Source organism: Xanthomonas sp. F14, assembly GCF_014199865.1.
Window position 1 is genome coordinate 139,222 of the sequence record NZ_JACHOM010000001.1, and the last position, 15,252, is coordinate 154,473.

A 15,252-nucleotide genomic window follows, 5' to 3' on the forward strand; every position below is an offset into this window, starting at 1 on the left:
GCTCGCCCCCCCCCCCCCCGCCCCCCCCGCCCCCCGCCCCCCCCCCGCCCGGCCCCCCCCCCCCCCCCCCCCCCCCCCCCCCCCCCCGCTCCTACGTCAGCGCTTCTTCGCTTACGGCGGCATCGCTGCGCACTGTCTTTTCGATGCGATGTAAGCGACACGCAAGGATCGTTTGGAAGACGATTGCGCACCGTGGCTCGCTACCTGATCGCCAACCCACTGCGCGCCGAGCTGGTCGAGCGGGTCGGCGATTATCCATTCTGGGATGCAATCTAGCTGCCGTAGGAGCGTGCTTGCGTGCGATTGGGCATCACCTGGAAAGCCTCATCGCGCGCAGGCGCGCTCCTACGCCAGCGCTTCTTCGCTTACGGCGACATCGCTGCGCACTGTCTTTTCGATGCGATGCCAGCGACATGCAGGGGTCATTTTTGCTGGCTACGGTGGCGTGCTTTCTCACAGGCGCGGCATTCCCGCTGCGCGATCTCGGGATTCCATGCAGCGCTCCGATTCTTACCGTTTGCACTTGTCCGTTCTCGCCGTTGCCATTGCGGCGTGTTCGCCAGCTCCGCAGGCTTGCGCACACGAGTGGGCGGCTATTGCAGCCGATGACTTCGCTCAAACGTCTGTTGCGGCCATGACCGCGACCGCGGGCGCATCAGCGAGCGCAGCTACAACTACAGATGCACCTACAGCTAATAATGACGAGGCATCCACGCCCGAGGCTGAAGTTGCGACTGCAAGGCAACGTTCTCCATTGCCAGCAGATGCATCCGCTGATTCCATAGACCCTGCATCCCCTGCATCCCCTGCATCGGCACAAGGCGAGGCATCCACTAGCGACGCACCGGCCACCCCCACCAAAACCGGCGTGCAGACTCTTGATGCCATGCAGGTCACCGGCGTGCGCCGTGCCAATGCCGCTGCGGTGGAAAGCAAGCGCGCGGCAACTAATATCACCGATGTGATCAGCGCCACCGATGTGCGCGCCTTGCCCGACAGCACCATCGTCGAAGCGCTGCGCCGCGTGCCCGGTCTGTCGGTATTGCCGGCCACCGACAACGAGCATCCGCGCGACGAGGCCGCTACACCGGTACTGCGCGGCCTGGGCCCGTCCTACAACAACGTCACCATCGATGGGCTGACCATTGCCTCGCCCGGCACGCCGAACGGCACGCTCGGCTCGATCACCCGCGGCGTGCGTCTGGACCTGCTGCCGGCATCGATGGTCAGCGAGTTGCAGGTGGTCAAGACCTTCACGCCCGACCTAGACCCCAACGCAACGGGCGGGGCCATCAACCTCAAGACACGCAGCGCGTTCGAAAACGGCGGCAAGCCCTTCTTCAGTGCCGAAGCGGCGCTGGGCCACGCCAACGATGTCGGCAAGCCGCGCGACCAGGACGACCCCCGCTATCGCCTGAACGCCACCGGCAGCCGCACCTTCGGCAGCGAGCAGCAGTACGGGGTCACCCTGTCGGCCAACTACCAGACGCTGAGCAGCTATACCGAAACCCATATGACCACCGACACGGTGCATTACGGGTTCTACGACAACAACGGCGTGCTGCAGACCGGCGCCAATCTCGGCAATGGCTGGGCGGTGCCGCAGCAGGACAAGTACTGGTACGTGCAGAACCAGCGCGACCGCTATGGCGTCACCGGCAAGTTCGAAGTGCATCCCAGTGCCGCACTGGAAGCCTATGCAACGGCCGGCTACTACTATTTCAAGGACAACATGGAGCGCAACGAGGTCATCATCGACCCGCGCAACCGTGGCCAGGTGTTCAATCAGACCGCCACCTCCGGCAGCTATCCCGGCGGCGATATCGAGGTGGGTTACTCGAACCAGATCGTCACCACGCGCACCAAGGTCGCGCAGCTGGGCACGATCTGGCGGCCCACCGATCGGCAACAGTTCTCTGCGCGCGGCGCGTGGTCGGATGCGACCTACGACGAGCCGATCCGCATGATCAAGTACGCCACCGGCATCACCCGCGCCGCACCGGTACCGGTGGGCCAGGCCGGCAGCGGTGTGACCATCAATGCCACGCCCAATTACGCATTCAACTACGACACCTCCGGCTTCGATCAGCGCTTCGGGGTGTCGCCGCAGGCCTACAACGATCTGGGCAACTACAGCCTGTCGTACTGGCGTCCGGACTACAAACGCACCGCGGCCGATCGCATCCTCACCGGCCGGCTGGATTACGGTTTCAACCAAGGCGAGAGCGATCAGGGCATCGGCTTTGCCGCGGGCGTGTCGTACACCACCGACAAACCGTCCTACGACATCTATCGCGTCGAATATCAGCCCAATACCAGTGCGCCGGCGTTTGGCCTGGCCGATGTGGCGGGTACCGGCCGGGCGCCGATGCGCTACGCCGGCCTGAACCTGATCACCATCGATCCAGACAAGGCCAATCGTGCATTGGCTGCAACGCCGTTGAGCGCGTTCAACAGCACCGACCAGCAGGCCTTCAGCAATCAGGACAACTTCACCCATACCGAAAAGACCTTCGGCAGCTATGGCCTGGTCAGCTATCGCAGCGAGCGTTTCAATGTGCAGGGCGGTCTGCATTTCGACAGCACCAGGCTCGATACGGTCGGCCGCCAGCGGCAGCTGGATGCCGCGACCAACCGCTATGTGTATGTCGATAACCCGACCAGTGCCGATTACCACTATCTGCTGCCCTCGGCCATCATGACCTACCACCTGACAGATGCATTGGACCTGCGCGCCGGCGCAAGCCGTACGCTCGGCCGCCCGCCATACGATGCGTACGCGGCGCGCACCTCGATCGGCTTCGTCAACACGGCCGATGCCGGCAACCCGAATGCGCAAGGCGTCACCGTCACCATCGGCAACCCGGACATCAAGCCGCGCGTGTCCAATAACCTGGATCTGTCGCTGGAATGGCGCCTGCCTGGCGACTTCGATGCGTTCGCGTCCACGGCCGTGTTCGACAAACGCATCCAGGACGAGATCTTTACGCTGTCGCGCACCGACAGCTTCACGTTCGACGGCACCACCTACGCCAACGCGCTGATCAGCACGCCGGCCAATGCCGCCAAGGCGCGTATCCGCGGGGTGGAGTTCAACGGCATCGTCAACACCCTGGCGCCGATCGCACCGTGGCTGAGTGGGGTCGGTTTCAGTGCAAATTTTGCGGTGCTCGATGGCAGCCTGGACGTGCCCTACAGCGTTGGCAGCGGCAGCAATATGAGCCAGCGCGAGCGCAAGCTCGACAACCTGGTCGGGCAGCCCGACTACACCGCCAATGCCACGCTGTTCTACAACACCGGCGGGCTGGAGCTGCGCGCGGCCTACAATCGTCAGGGCAAGGCCTTGCGTGCCATCGTCAGCAATATCGACTGGCAGGACCTGTATTGGTCGCCGCGTTCGCAGCTGGATTTCACCGCGACCTATGCGATCAGCAAGCAGCTCAGCCTGATCGGCCAGGTCAGCAACCTCACCCACAGCCGCATCACCAGCGTGACCGGCCCCGGGCAGAACCTGCTCAAGGACAGTTATTCGGTACCCACGACGTATTGGTTCGGTCTGCGCTTTACGCCGACGTTCTAGGCGCGGCGAAGCTGGCATGGCGAGCAGAGCTCGGGCAAGTGCGCGCGGTGCGTGGAAATCAGGATGTTCACCTGGCAGGGCGCCATGCTGAGTAACCGCCGCGCCTACCTGACCGACACGCAATAGTTCTGTTAATCCCTTCAATCGGAGTTGTTCGATGACCTTACGTACTGCCGCCACCGTCGCGGCCATGCTGTGCGCGGCACTGGCCACCCATGCGAGCGCGGCGCCCACCGGCGTGGCCGCAATCCAGGCCCGGCTGACCAATCCTGACGGCGGCATCGTGGTGGTGGCCCATCGCGGTTGCCATGCACCGGCACCGGAACATGGGTTCAAGGACAGCGCACCGGAGAACTCGCTGGCCGCGCTGGAGCGCTGCATCGCCATCGGTGCCGACGTGATGGAGACCGATGTGCGGCGCGCCGCCGACGGCACACTGGTGATGCTGCACGACGCCACCGTGGACCGCACCACCGACGGCACCGGCAAGCTGTCCGAGCTGACCTTGGCCGACCTGCAAAAATTGCGGCTGCGCAGCGACGAAGGTGGCGCGCAGGCGCCGCTGACCGATCAACGCGTGGTCACGCTCGAGCAGATGCTGGCCAGGTCCAAGGGCCACATCCTGCTCAACCTGGACGTCAAGGATGCGATCTACGTGCAGGTGGTCGATGCGGTTGCCCGTGCCGGCATGCAGCACCAGGTGATCGTCAAGGCCGAAGCCGGCATCGCCACGCCGCCGCTGGCGGCGATGCTGCCGTTCGACAAGGTGTATTTCTTCCCGATCCTGATCAACGCCCATGGCACTGCCGACCTGGCCGCGATCGCCACTGCGCAGACACGCAACGCGCATCCGGTCGCGTTCGAGCTGCCCAAGATGTCGGCAGCGCAATTGCCGGCGTTGGTTGCAGTGAGCAAGGCACACAAGGTGCGGCTGATGGTCAACTCGCTGTGGGAAGGCTTCATCGCCGGGTACGGCGGCGACGCCGATGCCGCGCGCGATCCTGACAAGGTGTGGGGCCGCCTGTACCGCGAAGGCGTGTCGATCATCCAGACCGATGCGCCGGAAGCCTTGCTGCGCTATCGCGCGTCGCTGGAGCAGCGGTGAGCGTCGCGTTGCATCATCGCATGCAGCTGGCCTGCGACGGGAGCGGATGTCGCCGCGCAATGTGATCCGTAGAACTGCGGCGGTGGTGTTGCCGTTATAGTCAGCGTTCGTTTGCACGCAAGGGCGTCTGCATGCCGCTCGATACATCCCTGCGCCGACTCACGCCGCATGTCGTCTGGTTGTTGGTGCTGCTGGTCGCGCTGCAGGTGCGTGATGTGGCTAAGGCCCTTGGTTTTCCAATCCCGAAAATTCCGGTGCCTTACGGCGGTGGGATTCTCGACAATCTGCTCAGCGTAGTGCTCGTGCTCGTCGCAGCGGCGTTGCTGCGTCCTGGCATGCCAGGCGAGCTCGCGGCGCGTCTGGGGTTGCGTTGGAACGGCTTACGCGGCCCGGCGCTGACGTTGCTGGCCACACTGCCGTGTTGGCTGGGGCTGTGGACGCAGTCCAGCTCGGTCGGCACCGACGATCTGCTTGGCCTGCTCTGGTTGGCGCTGCTGTTTCCGCTAGCGGAAGAAATCGTGTTTCGCGGTTTCGGTTTCGTCTTTGCCTGCCGTGCGCTGGCCTGGCGTCCGGCAGTCGCGGCGCTGGTGCAGGCGGTTGTGTTTGGCGGTGTGCATTGGCTCGGGGCCGGCGGTGGAGGTGGCGAGGCGTTATTGATCTTCGCCATTACCGGTATCGGTGCGCTGCTGTTTGCCATCGTGGACGCGCAGGATGGCTACACGATCTGGAGCGGCTGGGTGTTGCATGTCTCGCTCAACGCGGCCTGGACGGTCTTTGCGATCTCCGATTCGGCGGCCAGCGGCTGGCTCGGCATTGCGTTGCGCCTGTCTGCGGTATTCCTGGCGATGGGGTTGCTGCGGCTGTTCGTAAGGCCGCGTCGCTCGCCGCACGCGGACGTGGTGGGCTAGCGCACCTGTCGTCGCGCAAGCAGGAGCGTGCAGTCACGTTGATCGCTCAACGCCGCAGCTTGCCGCGCGCGATGGTGGCCGAAATGCGTTTTGCCCTGCATCCTTGGCAGGATGGATGAGCAGCAGCACGCGCAGGCAAGGATCGACCAGACGCAGGAACGCGTCGCTGGCAAGGAGGGTGTTGCTCGGCGCGGCCGGCGCTGGTTGACGGGGCTACGCTGGAGCGCCGTGGCCCTGTTGTCTGCGGTGTTGCTGCTGGACCTGGCCTTCCCACTGCCACTGCCCAGATCACGGGACACCTCCACGCTGGTGGTGGCACGCGATGGCACGCCGCTGCGCGCGTTCGCCGACCGCAACGGAGTGTGGCGTTATCCGGCCAGCCCGCAGAGTGTGTCGCCGCTGTATCTGCAGGCGCTGCTCAATTACGAGGACCGCTGGTTCTGGCGCCATCCCGGAGTCAACCCTTGGGGCCTGCTGCGTGCCGGCGGGCAATGGATCGGGCAGGGGCGCATCGTCTCCGGCGGTTCGACGCTGACCATGCAGGTGGCGCGCATCCTGGATCCGCATACGCGCACGCCGTGGGGCAAGGCCAAGCAGCTGCTGCGCGCGCTGCAGCTGGAAGCGCACCTGAGCAAGCGCGAGATTCTGACGCTGTATCTGGAGCGCGCGCCCTATGGCGGCACCATCGAAGGCGTGGAAGCGGCCAGCTGGGCGTACCTGGGCAAGCCGGCCAGGGCCTTGTCGCAGGCCGAGGCTGCGCTGCTGGCGGTGTTGCCGCAATCGCCCAGCCGCCTGCGCCCGGATCGCCATCCCGAGGCCGCGCAACGTGCGCGCGACAAGGTGCTCGATCGCATGGTGGAGCTGGGCGTGTGGTCGCGCGCGCAGGTGGACGATGCGCGGATCGAGCCGGTGGTGACGCGTTCGCTCAAGCCGCCGTTGCATGCGGCGCTGCTCGCGCAGCGGTTGCACAGTGCGCAACCGCGCGCGGCACGCATCGTGACCACGCTGGATGTGGAGCTGCAGCGCACCCTGGAAGAACGCGTCACCACATACTTTTCGCAGCTGCCCGAGCGCACCTCCGCGGCATTGCTGGTGGTGGACAACGCCACCATGGAAGCGCGCGCGTATGTGGGCTCGGCCAGCTTCGGCGATCGCAAGCGGCTGGGGCATGTGGACATGGTGCAGGCCTGGCGCTCGCCCGGTTCCACACTCAAGCCGTTCCTGTACGGCATGGCGTTGGACGATGGGTTGATCCACTCCGAAAGCCTGTTGGTGGATGCGCCGCAGAGTTTTGGCAGCTACCGGCCCGGCAATTTCGATGCGGCCTTCAATGGGCCGGTGAGCGCGGCGACGGCGTTGCGGTTGTCGCTGAACGTGCCGGCGGTGGACCTGCTCGACCGGATCGGCCCGGCGCGGTTTGCTGCGCGGCTGTCCAATGCCGGGATCGAGCTGCGCTTTGCGCACGGCAGCGTGCCCAATCTGGCGTTGATCCTGGGTGGCACAGGCGCGCAATTGCAGGAACTGGTCGGTGCATTTGCGGCGCTCAATCGTGGCGGTATCGCCGGGCGCGTGCGCTATACGCCGGACGATCCGCGCATCGAACGCCGGCTGATGTCGCCGGGTGCGGCCTGGATCGTGCGCGAGATCCTGCAAAGCAATCCGCGCCCCGGGTATGGCAGCGGTACCTTCGACACCGCCACGCGCCCGGGCGTGGCATGGAAGACCGGCACCAGCTACGGCTACCGCGATGCCTGGGCGATCGGCGGCACGCGCCGTTACACGGTCGGGGTATGGGTGGGGCGTCCGGACGGTACGCCGCTGCCGGGCCAGTACGGCGCCGTCACCGCGCTGCCGCTGATGTTCGAAGTCATAGACGCCTTGCCGCGCAGCGCTGGCGACAGCGCGCCGGTGCCGATGCCGGCCACCGTGCAGGCGCTGGACATCTGCTGGCCGCTCGGCGGCGCGGCCGAGCGCACGCCACCGGCGCAATGCGCACGCCGCGCCGACGCCTACGTGCTCGATGGCGCAGTGCCGCCCACCTTTGCCGAGCGCGACGCACGGCTATGGCAAAGCGGGCAGCTGCATTTCGACGTGGATGCGCGCAGCGGCCAGCGGCTGTCGCAGGAGTGCAGCCAGGCGCATGAACGCGTGCCGCATGCAGTGGCGCGCTGGCCGGCATTGGTCTCGCCCTGGCTCAGTACAGCCGAGCGCAATGCTGCGCAACTGCCGCCACTTGCGGCGGACTGTCTGCCGGATGGGCGCATGACCGGTGGCGGTGTGCTGCGTATCGACGGGCTGAGCGATCGCGCCACGCTGGCGCGTGCCAACGCCACCTCGCGTCCGGTGCGCCTGCAATTGCGTGCCCTGGGCAGCGACGCGCGCATCGACTGGTTGCTGGATGGCCGCTGGATCGCACAGACCAACGGACGCCAGGGATTTCAGCGCGAATTTGCCGAGGTCGGCACGCATACGCTCACCGCAATGGCCAGCGACGGTGCCTGGACGCAGCTGCGCTTTCGCGTATTGCGCTGACCGCGCACGTGCTGCGCCCGGCCAGCGTGCACACACCCGTAGGAGCGCACCTGGGCGCGACTGGGCGTTACCGGGAATGCCACGTCGCGCCCGGGTGCGCTCCTACCGCCGCAGGCAACCACACAGCATCCTGCGGCATAGAAAAAAGACAGGGCGCTCAAGGCGCCCTGTCTGCTTAAATCATCGAGTCGATTTCAACTTTCAACTTCAGTGTGAATGTCGATGCCGATCATCGATCACAACACATCGCTCCGTTGCAAGACTCAGCTCACTCGCCGATCCAGCCTTCCAGCAGGTCGGCGAACTCGTCGGCGTGCTCTTCTTCCTGGGCCAGGATGTCTTCCAGGATGCGCTTGGTGGTGGTGTCCTTGTCGCCGATGAAATCGATCATCTCGCGGTAGCTATCAATGGCGATGCGCTCGGCGATCAGGTTTTCCTTGACCATGTCGCGCAGGTCGCTGCCTTCCTTGTATTCGGCATGCGAGCGCTTGGTCAGCGTGTCCGGGTTGAGGTCCGGTTCGCCGCCCAGCTGCACGATGCGCTCGGCGAGCCTGTGTGCGTGCGCCTGTTCCTGCTGCGCATGCTCCAGGAACTCGCCCTTGACCGCGTCGGCAAGCATGCCCTTGGCCATGAAATAGTGGCGGTAATACCGCAGGGTGCACACGTATTCGGTGGCCAGTGCGGTGTTGAGCAGCTCGATCACCGCCTCGCGGTCGGCGTGGTAGCTCTCGGTGATGGCACCGTCTTCGATGCTCTGGCGTGCGCGGCTGCGCAAGGTGGCGGTATCGGTGATGCCGTCGGGGAGTTGCTTGGCTGGCTGGTTAGACATGGCTGGCCGGTTTCCTTCTGAGTGGTTGGGGGGAATCAATGCATCAATCGGGCAGGTGCTGCAGTACGTAATCGGCGGCAGACACCTTAAATTCGCCGGGTTCTTCGACGAACAAGGCCTTGACCACGGCGTCGTCGGCATACAGTGCGTAGCGGCGCGAGCGCAGGCCCATGCCCGAGCCGCTGGCGTCGATCTCCAGGCCCAGTGCGCGGGCCAGTTCGGCGTTGCCGTCGGGCAGCAGGTGCAGGCCGTCTGGGATCAGCTGGCTGCGGCCCCAGGCCTGCATCACGAACGGGTCGTTGACCGCGGTGCACAGCACCTCGATGCCGCGTTTGCGGAATGCGTCGAAGTGCTCCACATAGCCCGGCAGGTGCTTGGCCGAGCAGGTCGGGGTAAAGGCGCCCGGCACCGCGAACAGCAGCACCTTGCGGCCGGCGAACAGGCTGTGGGTATCGACCGCCTCGATGCCCTCGCGCAGGCGCTTGAGCACGACTTCGGGAATGCGGTCACCAACGTGGATGGTCATGGGGCGGGCTCCTGCGGCTGAACGAAGTCTAGAAAGGGGCGAGGGAAAAGCGCGTCAACGCGCTTGAAATCCGCAGCGGCACGCCTATCTGACGCACATGGCCGGCGCAACGGCGCACGCCGCGGCAGCCGGCCCCTCACCCAACCTTTTGGAGGCTCGCAATGAACATCGTTCGTTATCCACAGTGGCCCACCCATGCGCTGCAAAACGAGATCAAGCACGTGTTCGACCGTTTCTTCGAGCAGAACGGCGACACCGACGAATCGGCGGTGGTGACCGCGCAGTGGGTGCCGCGCGTGGACATCAAGGAAGAGGCCAACCACTTCGTGCTGTACGCCGACCTGCCGGGCATCGACCCCGCCCAGATTGAGGTGCAGATGGACAAGGGCATCCTGTCGATCAAGGGCGAGCGCAAGGGCGAGTCCAGCACCGAGACCGAGCGCTTCTCGCGCATCGAGCGCCGCTACGGCAGCTTCCACCGCCGCTTCGCGCTGCCCGACAGTGCCGACCCCGACGGCATCACCGCGACCGGGCACAACGGTGTGCTGGAAATCCGCATCCCCAAGCGCCCGGCGGCCACCCCACGCCGCATCCAGGTCGGCAACGGCCAGGACCCGGCCGGCAATACGGTGCAGTAAGGCAGCAAAACCTGGAGCGGAGCGGCATGCTTCGCTTCCCGGCGGCAACCGCACCGTAGAATAGGTGCGGTTGCCCGCCCGGCTGCGATATGACTGGCTCGTGGCCTCGGCTGCGGGCCGTTTTTTTCAGAGGTGATTAGATGGAATTCAAGGATTACTACGCAACGCTGGGCGTGGAGCCCAGCGCGGGCGATGCGGAGATCAAGACCGCCTACCGCCGGCTGGCGCGCAAGTACCACCCCGACGTCAGCAAGGAGGCCGGCGCCGAAGACAAGTTCAAGGCGATCAACGAAGCCTACGAGGCGCTGCGCGACCCGGCCAAGCGCAAGGCCTACGACCAGCTCAAGGCGCAGGGCTTCCGCCCGGGCGACGAGTTCCAGGCCCCGCCCAGCTACGGCGGTGGGCAGGGCTACGACTACGAGGAAGTGTTCGGCAACGGCGGCGCCGGTGGCGGCTTCAGCGATTTCTTCGAAAGCCTGTTCGCCGGCCAGCGCGGCGGCCGTCCGCGTGGCCCGGGCGCCGGCCCTGGTGCAGGCGCGGGTCCGCAGGCGCGCGGCGACACCCGCGCCAAGCTGGCAGTGCCGTTGGAAGCGGTGTATGCGGGCGACAGCGTGCGCATCACCATCAACGGCAAGCAGCTGGATGTGCGCGTGCCCAAGGGCGTGCAGCCTGGCCAGGTGATCCGCCTGAGCGGGCAGGGCAATGGCGGCGGCAACCTGCTGCTGGAGATCGAATACGCCGCGCACCCCCAGTTCGAAGTGGACGGGCGCAACATCCTGTACACCCTGCAGGTCATGCCCTGGCAGGCGGCACTGGGCACCACCATCAGCGTGCCGACCCTGGGCGGGTCGGTGGAGTTGAAGGTGCCGGCCGACTCGGACGCCGGGCGCAAGCTGCGCCTGCGCGGCCGCGGCCTGCCGGGCGCCACGCCGGGCGACCAGATCGTGGAGCTGGAAATCCTGGCCCCGGCCCCCACCGACGATGCGCAGAAAAAGGCCTACCGCAACCTGGCCAAGGCGTTCGGCGAATCGGTGTAGGCCGCGCGGGGTCGACGCGGGGATGAGGTGAGGGTTCGGCAGGCAGGTGGTGCGCCAGTGAACGTCGATCTGCGACGTTGAATCGCCGCCGTACCCTCATCCTGCGCTATGCGCCACCTTCTCTTGATGGGAGAAGGGAGCGATCGCCCTCTTTGTGGAGGGATTGGGGTGGGGGTTCGGCAGGCGAGTAGTGCGCCGGTGAACGTCGATCTGCGGCGTTGGATCTCCGCCGTCCCCTCATCTGGCGCTTTGCGCCACCTTCTCCGGGTGGGAGAAGGGAGCAATCGCCTTTCCTGTGGTGAGGGATTGAGTGCAGGGCGGCATGCACGCGTTGTGGCGGTGAACGACCTTCTGCAACGTTGTTGAATCCAGTTGCCCCCTGTGCAACGTAGTACGCGTTGACCAGGGCAACCGCAACGCGCCACCGGATCGCACGTCGCAACAGGATCTCCGGGCGCACCGCCTGGCCTGCTACCGAAAGCGCGGCCGGCGCACTACACTCGCCGCGCACACTAGGGGAAACACATGGCACGCATTCTGATCGTCGACGACTCGCCGTCGCAGCTGCTGGGGATTCAGCGCATCGTCGAGAAGCTGGGGCACGAAACCATCACCGCAACCGATGGTGCCGCCGGCGTGGAAGCGGCCAAGTCCTCGCTGCCGGACCTGGTGCTGATGGATGTGGTGATGCCCAACCTCAACGGCTTCCAGGCCACGCGCACGCTCAAGCGCGAGCCGACCACCCAGCACATCCCGGTGATCCTGGTAACCACCAAGGACCAGGACACCGATCGCATGTGGGGCATGCGCCAGGGCGCACGCGCCTACATCACCAAGCCGTTTTCCGAAGACGAGTTGCTGGAAGTGATGGAGCGCGTGTTCAACCAGAAAGACGAACCGCCGACCGTCTAAGCGCGTCGACGAGGTGCGACCGGGGCGCGGGTTCGCTCCGCAGTGCGATCAGCCGACGCGTTGACCGCGGCCGGTGCGATCGACGAAGACATGCGCACGGGGCCGCGTTCGACCGCGTCGGGCAGTGCCACTCGCCACCCGGGGCTGATGCCACCACCAACTGCGCGACCTTGCCATCTGCACGTGGGTGCTCTCTGGCCAACGGTTGCATTCCGCCCGATCGCCCGCGGGCGGCAGGTTGCTTGCATGCAGGTCCGGTCGTGTTGCTTGCCAGGGCCACGCGCGTCTGATGCGTGTCGGCCTCCAGGCGCGGCACTGCGGCGCGACATGCGCAAGGCGGCCCGACGGCGAGCGCGCTTCCGGCGCACGCGCATCAATAACTGACGGCAACGCATCCGTTGCGCAGCCTGGCCGTAGTCCTGTTTGATCCAGCTTCGCCCGACGTGCAATCGCTAGACCGGCAGGCGCCGCGGGCCTGCCCGCATCACGCGGTCACCGGCCGCAACGCGTATCGAAGGCCGCTCGCCTCCGGCCTTGCCTGCTCCCAACGCCAAGGTCATCACATGCGCGTCTTTCCGGCCCCCGGGACCGCGTCGACACGCGCCTGGACCGGACCGGGCCCTGCTGTCGCCCGATGCGTCGCCGCCCGATCCACCCCAGCGGCTAAACCGGGATGTGCCAATCGGGGCCTTTCAAAACGGTCGGTCTGCCCCATCTAGTAGAATCATCGAATCACACAACACGGCGGCACTGCGGGACTGGCCCGCACAGCCCCTCGATCATGGAGCGTGCATGGCCTGGAACACACCCGGCAACAAGGGCGGAGACGGCCCGGACCCCAACCGTCGCAGGTCCTGGGGCCCGCGCGGTGGTGGCAACGGTGGTGGCTGGGGCAATCTGCCCGCCCCGTTGAAGGAGCTGTTCGATGGCGGCGTGGGGCGCTGGATCCTGGTCGCGGTGGTGCTGATGGTGCTGTTCTCCAGCTTCCAGCTCATCGGCGAGCAGCAGCGTGGCGTGGTGCTGCGCTTCGGCCAGTTCTCGCGCATCCTGCAGCCCGGCCCGAACTTCAAGCTGCCCTGGCCGGTCGAGTCGGTGCGCAAGGTCAACGCCACCGAGATCAAGACCTTCAGCAACCAGGTGCCGGTGCTGACCCGCGACGAGAACATCGTCAACGTCTCGCTCAACGTGCAGTACCAGATCAGCGACCCGCGCAAGTACCTGTTCGGTTCGCGCAATGCCGACCTGGTGCTGGAGCAGGCCGCGCAAAGCGCCGTGCGTGAGCAGGTGGGTCGTTCCGACCTCAATACCGTGCTCAACAATCGCGGCCCGCTGGCCATCGCCTCCAAGGACCGCCTGCAGGCGGCACTGGATGCCTACAACACGGGTCTGTCCGTCACCGGCGTGACCCTGCCGGACGCGCGTCCGCCGGAAGAAGTGAAGCCGGCCTTCGACGAGGTCAACGGCGCCCAGCAGGTGCGTGAGCGCCTGATCAACGAAGCCCAGGCCTACGCCGCCAAGGTGGTGCCCGAGGCACGCGGCCAGGGTGCGCGCACCCGGACCGGCGCCGAAGGCTACAAGCAGGCGGTGATCTCCAAGGCCGAGGGCGACGCCGACCGCTTCACGCTGTTGCAGGAGCAGTACGCCAACGCCCCCGAGGTCACGCGCAAGCGCCTGTGGCTGGAAACGGTGCAGAAGGTGCTGTCGGAGAACCGCAAGGTGATCGGCAGCGATGGCCGCCAGGTCATCTATGTGCCGCTGCCGGCCGACGCCAGCAAGTCCGCCAGCAACAGCGGCACTGCGGGCAACGGCGGCATGCCGTCGATGGTGCCGCAGGATGTGCTGTTGAATCCGCCGCAAACCAGTGGCGGCAGCGAGGGCATCCGCAATCCGGAGCGCGGCCCGCGCCCGACCGGCCGTGAGGGAACCGAATAATGAAGAATTCGCTAGTCATCGGCCTGATCGTCGCCGTGTTGCTGACCCTGATGGGCTCGGTGTTCGTGGTGCGCGAGGACCAGACCGCCATGGTGCTCAACCTGGGCCGCGTGGTGCGTGCCGACCTCAAGCCCGGCCTGCACTTCAAGATCCCGGTGGTGGAATCGGTGCGCGTGTTCGATCGCCGCTTCCAGGTGCTGGACACCGCCCCGGCGCGCTACTTCACCGCCGAGCAGAAAGACGTCAGCGTGGACTTCTTCGCCATCGGCTACATCTCCGATGTGCGGGCGTTCTATCGCGCCACCGGTGGTGAGGAGTCGGTCGCCAATTCGCGCCTGGCCCCGATCATCACCGACTCGCTGCGCAACCAGATCAACTCGCGCACCCTGCAGCAGCTGGTCTCCGGCGACCGCAGCGAGTTGATCGCCAACCAGCTCAAGGGCATCAACGGCGCGATCAAGGGCCTGGGCATGCAGATCACCGACCTGCGCATCAAGCAGATCGACCTGCCGACCGATAGCCAGGTGATCACCGACGTCTACGAGCGCATGCGCGCCCAGCGCAAGCAGGAAGCCAGCAAGCTGCGCGCCGAAGGCGAGGAGCAGGCCCTGACCATCCGCGCCCAGGCCGACCGCGAGTCCACCGTGATCGTGGCCGACGCCGAGCGCGATGCGCAGAAGCTGCGCGGCGAAGGGGATGCCGACGCCGCCCGCATCTACGGCCAGGCCGGTGCCAAGGATCCGTCGTTCTACGCGTTCTACCGCAGCCTGGAGGCGTACCGCGGCTCCATGACCGACGGCAACGGCGTGGTGGTGCTGGACAAGAACGACCCGTTCCTGCAGTACCTCAAGAGCGATCGTTGATCGCTCTGCGCTGAATCGACAACGCCCGCGGAATGCGGGCGTTGTCGTATGTGCCTCTCGCTGCCGCGCGCCCACCGTAGGAGCGCACCCGGGCGCGACGGGCATGCCCGGTAAGGCGATCGCGCCCAGGTGCGCTCCTACGCAGGGCGTGCGTCAGCCGATGGATCGGGCGCACGGCGCTTCGTGCACTGCGATGCTGATGGTCACGTCTGGAATCCAACTGCCTAGAGCGCCTCTCCCGTAGTGTTGACTAGACTCGGCCCGGTAGGAGCGCACCCGGGCGCGACGGGCATGCCCGGTAAGGCAATCGCGCCCGGGTGCGCTCCTACGCAGGGCGTGCGTCGGCCGATGAATCGGGCGCACGGCGCTTCGTGCACTGTGATGCCCATG

The 15,252-nt window shown here is 66.1% G+C and carries 10 protein-coding genes and 2 pseudogenes; 10 read left to right on the forward strand and 2 right to left on the reverse strand.

Annotation, left to right across the window (positions count from 1 at the left end; translation table 11 throughout):
- Positions 1 to 183: 183 nt before the first annotated feature.
- From GGR73_RS00730 to pbpC, 5 genes and pseudogenes are all read left to right on the forward strand, one after another.
- Positions 184 to 276 (forward strand): annotated as a pseudogene (locus tag GGR73_RS00730) (REP-associated tyrosine transposase); the annotation flags it as partial.
- 550 nt (positions 277 to 826) lie between these two features.
- Positions 827 to 3,580 (forward strand): annotated as a pseudogene (locus tag GGR73_RS00735) (TonB-dependent receptor); the annotation flags it as partial.
- A gap of 157 nt (positions 3,581 to 3,737) precedes the next feature.
- On the forward strand, positions 3,738 to 4,685 hold the full coding sequence (locus GGR73_RS00740; protein WP_184455219.1) for a glycerophosphodiester phosphodiesterase family protein: 948 nt from the start codon (positions 3,738 to 3,740) through the stop codon (positions 4,683 to 4,685).
- Between the two features lie 131 nt (positions 4,686 to 4,816).
- Positions 4,817 to 5,593, forward strand: coding sequence for a CPBP family glutamic-type intramembrane protease (locus tag GGR73_RS00745; RefSeq protein ID WP_184455221.1), 777 nt, complete (start codon positions 4,817 to 4,819; stop codon positions 5,591 to 5,593).
- A gap of 111 nt (positions 5,594 to 5,704) precedes the next feature.
- Positions 5,705 to 8,125: a penicillin-binding protein 1C gene (gene pbpC / locus GGR73_RS00750; RefSeq protein WP_154831579.1), complete on the forward strand. Its 2,421-nt coding sequence runs from the start codon at positions 5,705 to 5,707 to the stop codon at positions 8,123 to 8,125.
- A 268-nt stretch (positions 8,126 to 8,393) separates the two neighbouring features.
- Here the strand turns inward: pbpC and GGR73_RS00755 are convergent, their stop codons facing one another.
- Both GGR73_RS00755 and GGR73_RS00760 read right to left on the reverse strand, forming a co-directional pair.
- Positions 8,394 to 8,954, reverse strand: a complete 561-nt coding sequence (locus GGR73_RS00755) for a ferritin-like domain-containing protein (protein WP_024938597.1) — start codon at positions 8,952 to 8,954, stop codon at positions 8,394 to 8,396.
- A gap of 43 nt (positions 8,955 to 8,997) precedes the next feature.
- The gene (locus GGR73_RS00760; RefSeq protein ID WP_016903926.1) at positions 8,998 to 9,480 is read right to left on the reverse strand and encodes a peroxiredoxin; all 483 of its coding nucleotides are present in this window, start codon (positions 9,478 to 9,480) and stop codon (positions 8,998 to 9,000) included.
- A gap of 161 nt (positions 9,481 to 9,641) precedes the next feature.
- Between GGR73_RS00760 and GGR73_RS00765 the strand changes: the two genes are divergently transcribed.
- The 5 genes from GGR73_RS00765 to hflC all read left to right on the forward strand — a co-directional run bounded on the left by GGR73_RS00765 (position 9,642) and on the right by hflC (position 14,862).
- Positions 9,642 to 10,118: an Hsp20/alpha crystallin family protein gene (locus tag GGR73_RS00765; RefSeq protein ID WP_039510602.1), complete on the forward strand. Its 477-nt coding sequence runs from the start codon at positions 9,642 to 9,644 to the stop codon at positions 10,116 to 10,118.
- Positions 10,119 to 10,258: 140 nt separating this feature from the next.
- Complete coding sequence (locus GGR73_RS00770) at positions 10,259 to 11,155, forward strand: DnaJ C-terminal domain-containing protein (protein WP_024938598.1); 897 nt, start codon at positions 10,259 to 10,261, stop codon at positions 11,153 to 11,155.
- Positions 11,156 to 11,680: 525 nt separating this feature from the next.
- Positions 11,681 to 12,067 carry a twitching motility response regulator PilH gene (gene pilH, locus GGR73_RS00775; protein ID WP_024938599.1) on the forward strand — a complete coding sequence of 129 codons (387 nt, stop codon included), beginning with the start codon at positions 11,681 to 11,683 and terminating at the stop codon, positions 12,065 to 12,067.
- A 792-nt stretch (positions 12,068 to 12,859) separates the two neighbouring features.
- Positions 12,860 to 13,999, forward strand: coding sequence for an FtsH protease activity modulator HflK (gene hflK, locus GGR73_RS00780; RefSeq protein ID WP_039523936.1), 1,140 nt, complete (start codon positions 12,860 to 12,862; stop codon positions 13,997 to 13,999).
- Entirely contained in the window at positions 13,999 to 14,862 is an 864-nt protein-coding gene (gene hflC / locus GGR73_RS00785; protein WP_039523939.1) for a protease modulator HflC, read from the forward strand. The genes hflK and hflC overlap by 1 nt, the downstream gene beginning before the upstream one ends.
- The last annotated feature ends 390 nt before the right edge of the window (positions 14,863 to 15,252 follow it).

Bases quoted from the DNA above. Each gene is read 5' to 3' on its own strand.
- pilH (WP_024938599.1), top strand. From the start codon at position 11,681: ATGGCACGCATTCTGATCGTCGACGACTCGCCGTCGCAGCTGCTGGGG.
- GGR73_RS00745 (WP_184455221.1), top strand. From the start codon at position 4,817: ATGCCGCTCGATACATCCCTGCGCCGACTCACGCCGCATGTCGTCTGG.
- GGR73_RS00770 (WP_024938598.1), top strand. From the start codon at position 10,259: ATGGAATTCAAGGATTACTACGCAACGCTGGGCGTGGAGCCCAGCGCG.
- hflK (WP_039523936.1), top strand. From the start codon at position 12,860: ATGGCCTGGAACACACCCGGCAACAAGGGCGGAGACGGCCCGGACCCC.
- GGR73_RS00765 (WP_039510602.1), top strand. From the start codon at position 9,642: ATGAACATCGTTCGTTATCCACAGTGGCCCACCCATGCGCTGCAAAAC.
- GGR73_RS00760 (WP_016903926.1), bottom strand. From the start codon at position 9,480: ATGACCATCCACGTTGGTGACCGCATTCCCGAAGTCGTGCTCAAGCGC.
- hflC (WP_039523939.1), top strand. From the start codon at position 13,999: ATGAAGAATTCGCTAGTCATCGGCCTGATCGTCGCCGTGTTGCTGACC.
- GGR73_RS00755 (WP_024938597.1), bottom strand. From the start codon at position 8,954: ATGTCTAACCAGCCAGCCAAGCAACTCCCCGACGGCATCACCGATACC.
- GGR73_RS00740 (WP_184455219.1), top strand. From the start codon at position 3,738: ATGACCTTACGTACTGCCGCCACCGTCGCGGCCATGCTGTGCGCGGCA.
- pbpC (WP_154831579.1), top strand. From the start codon at position 5,705: ATGGATGAGCAGCAGCACGCGCAGGCAAGGATCGACCAGACGCAGGAA.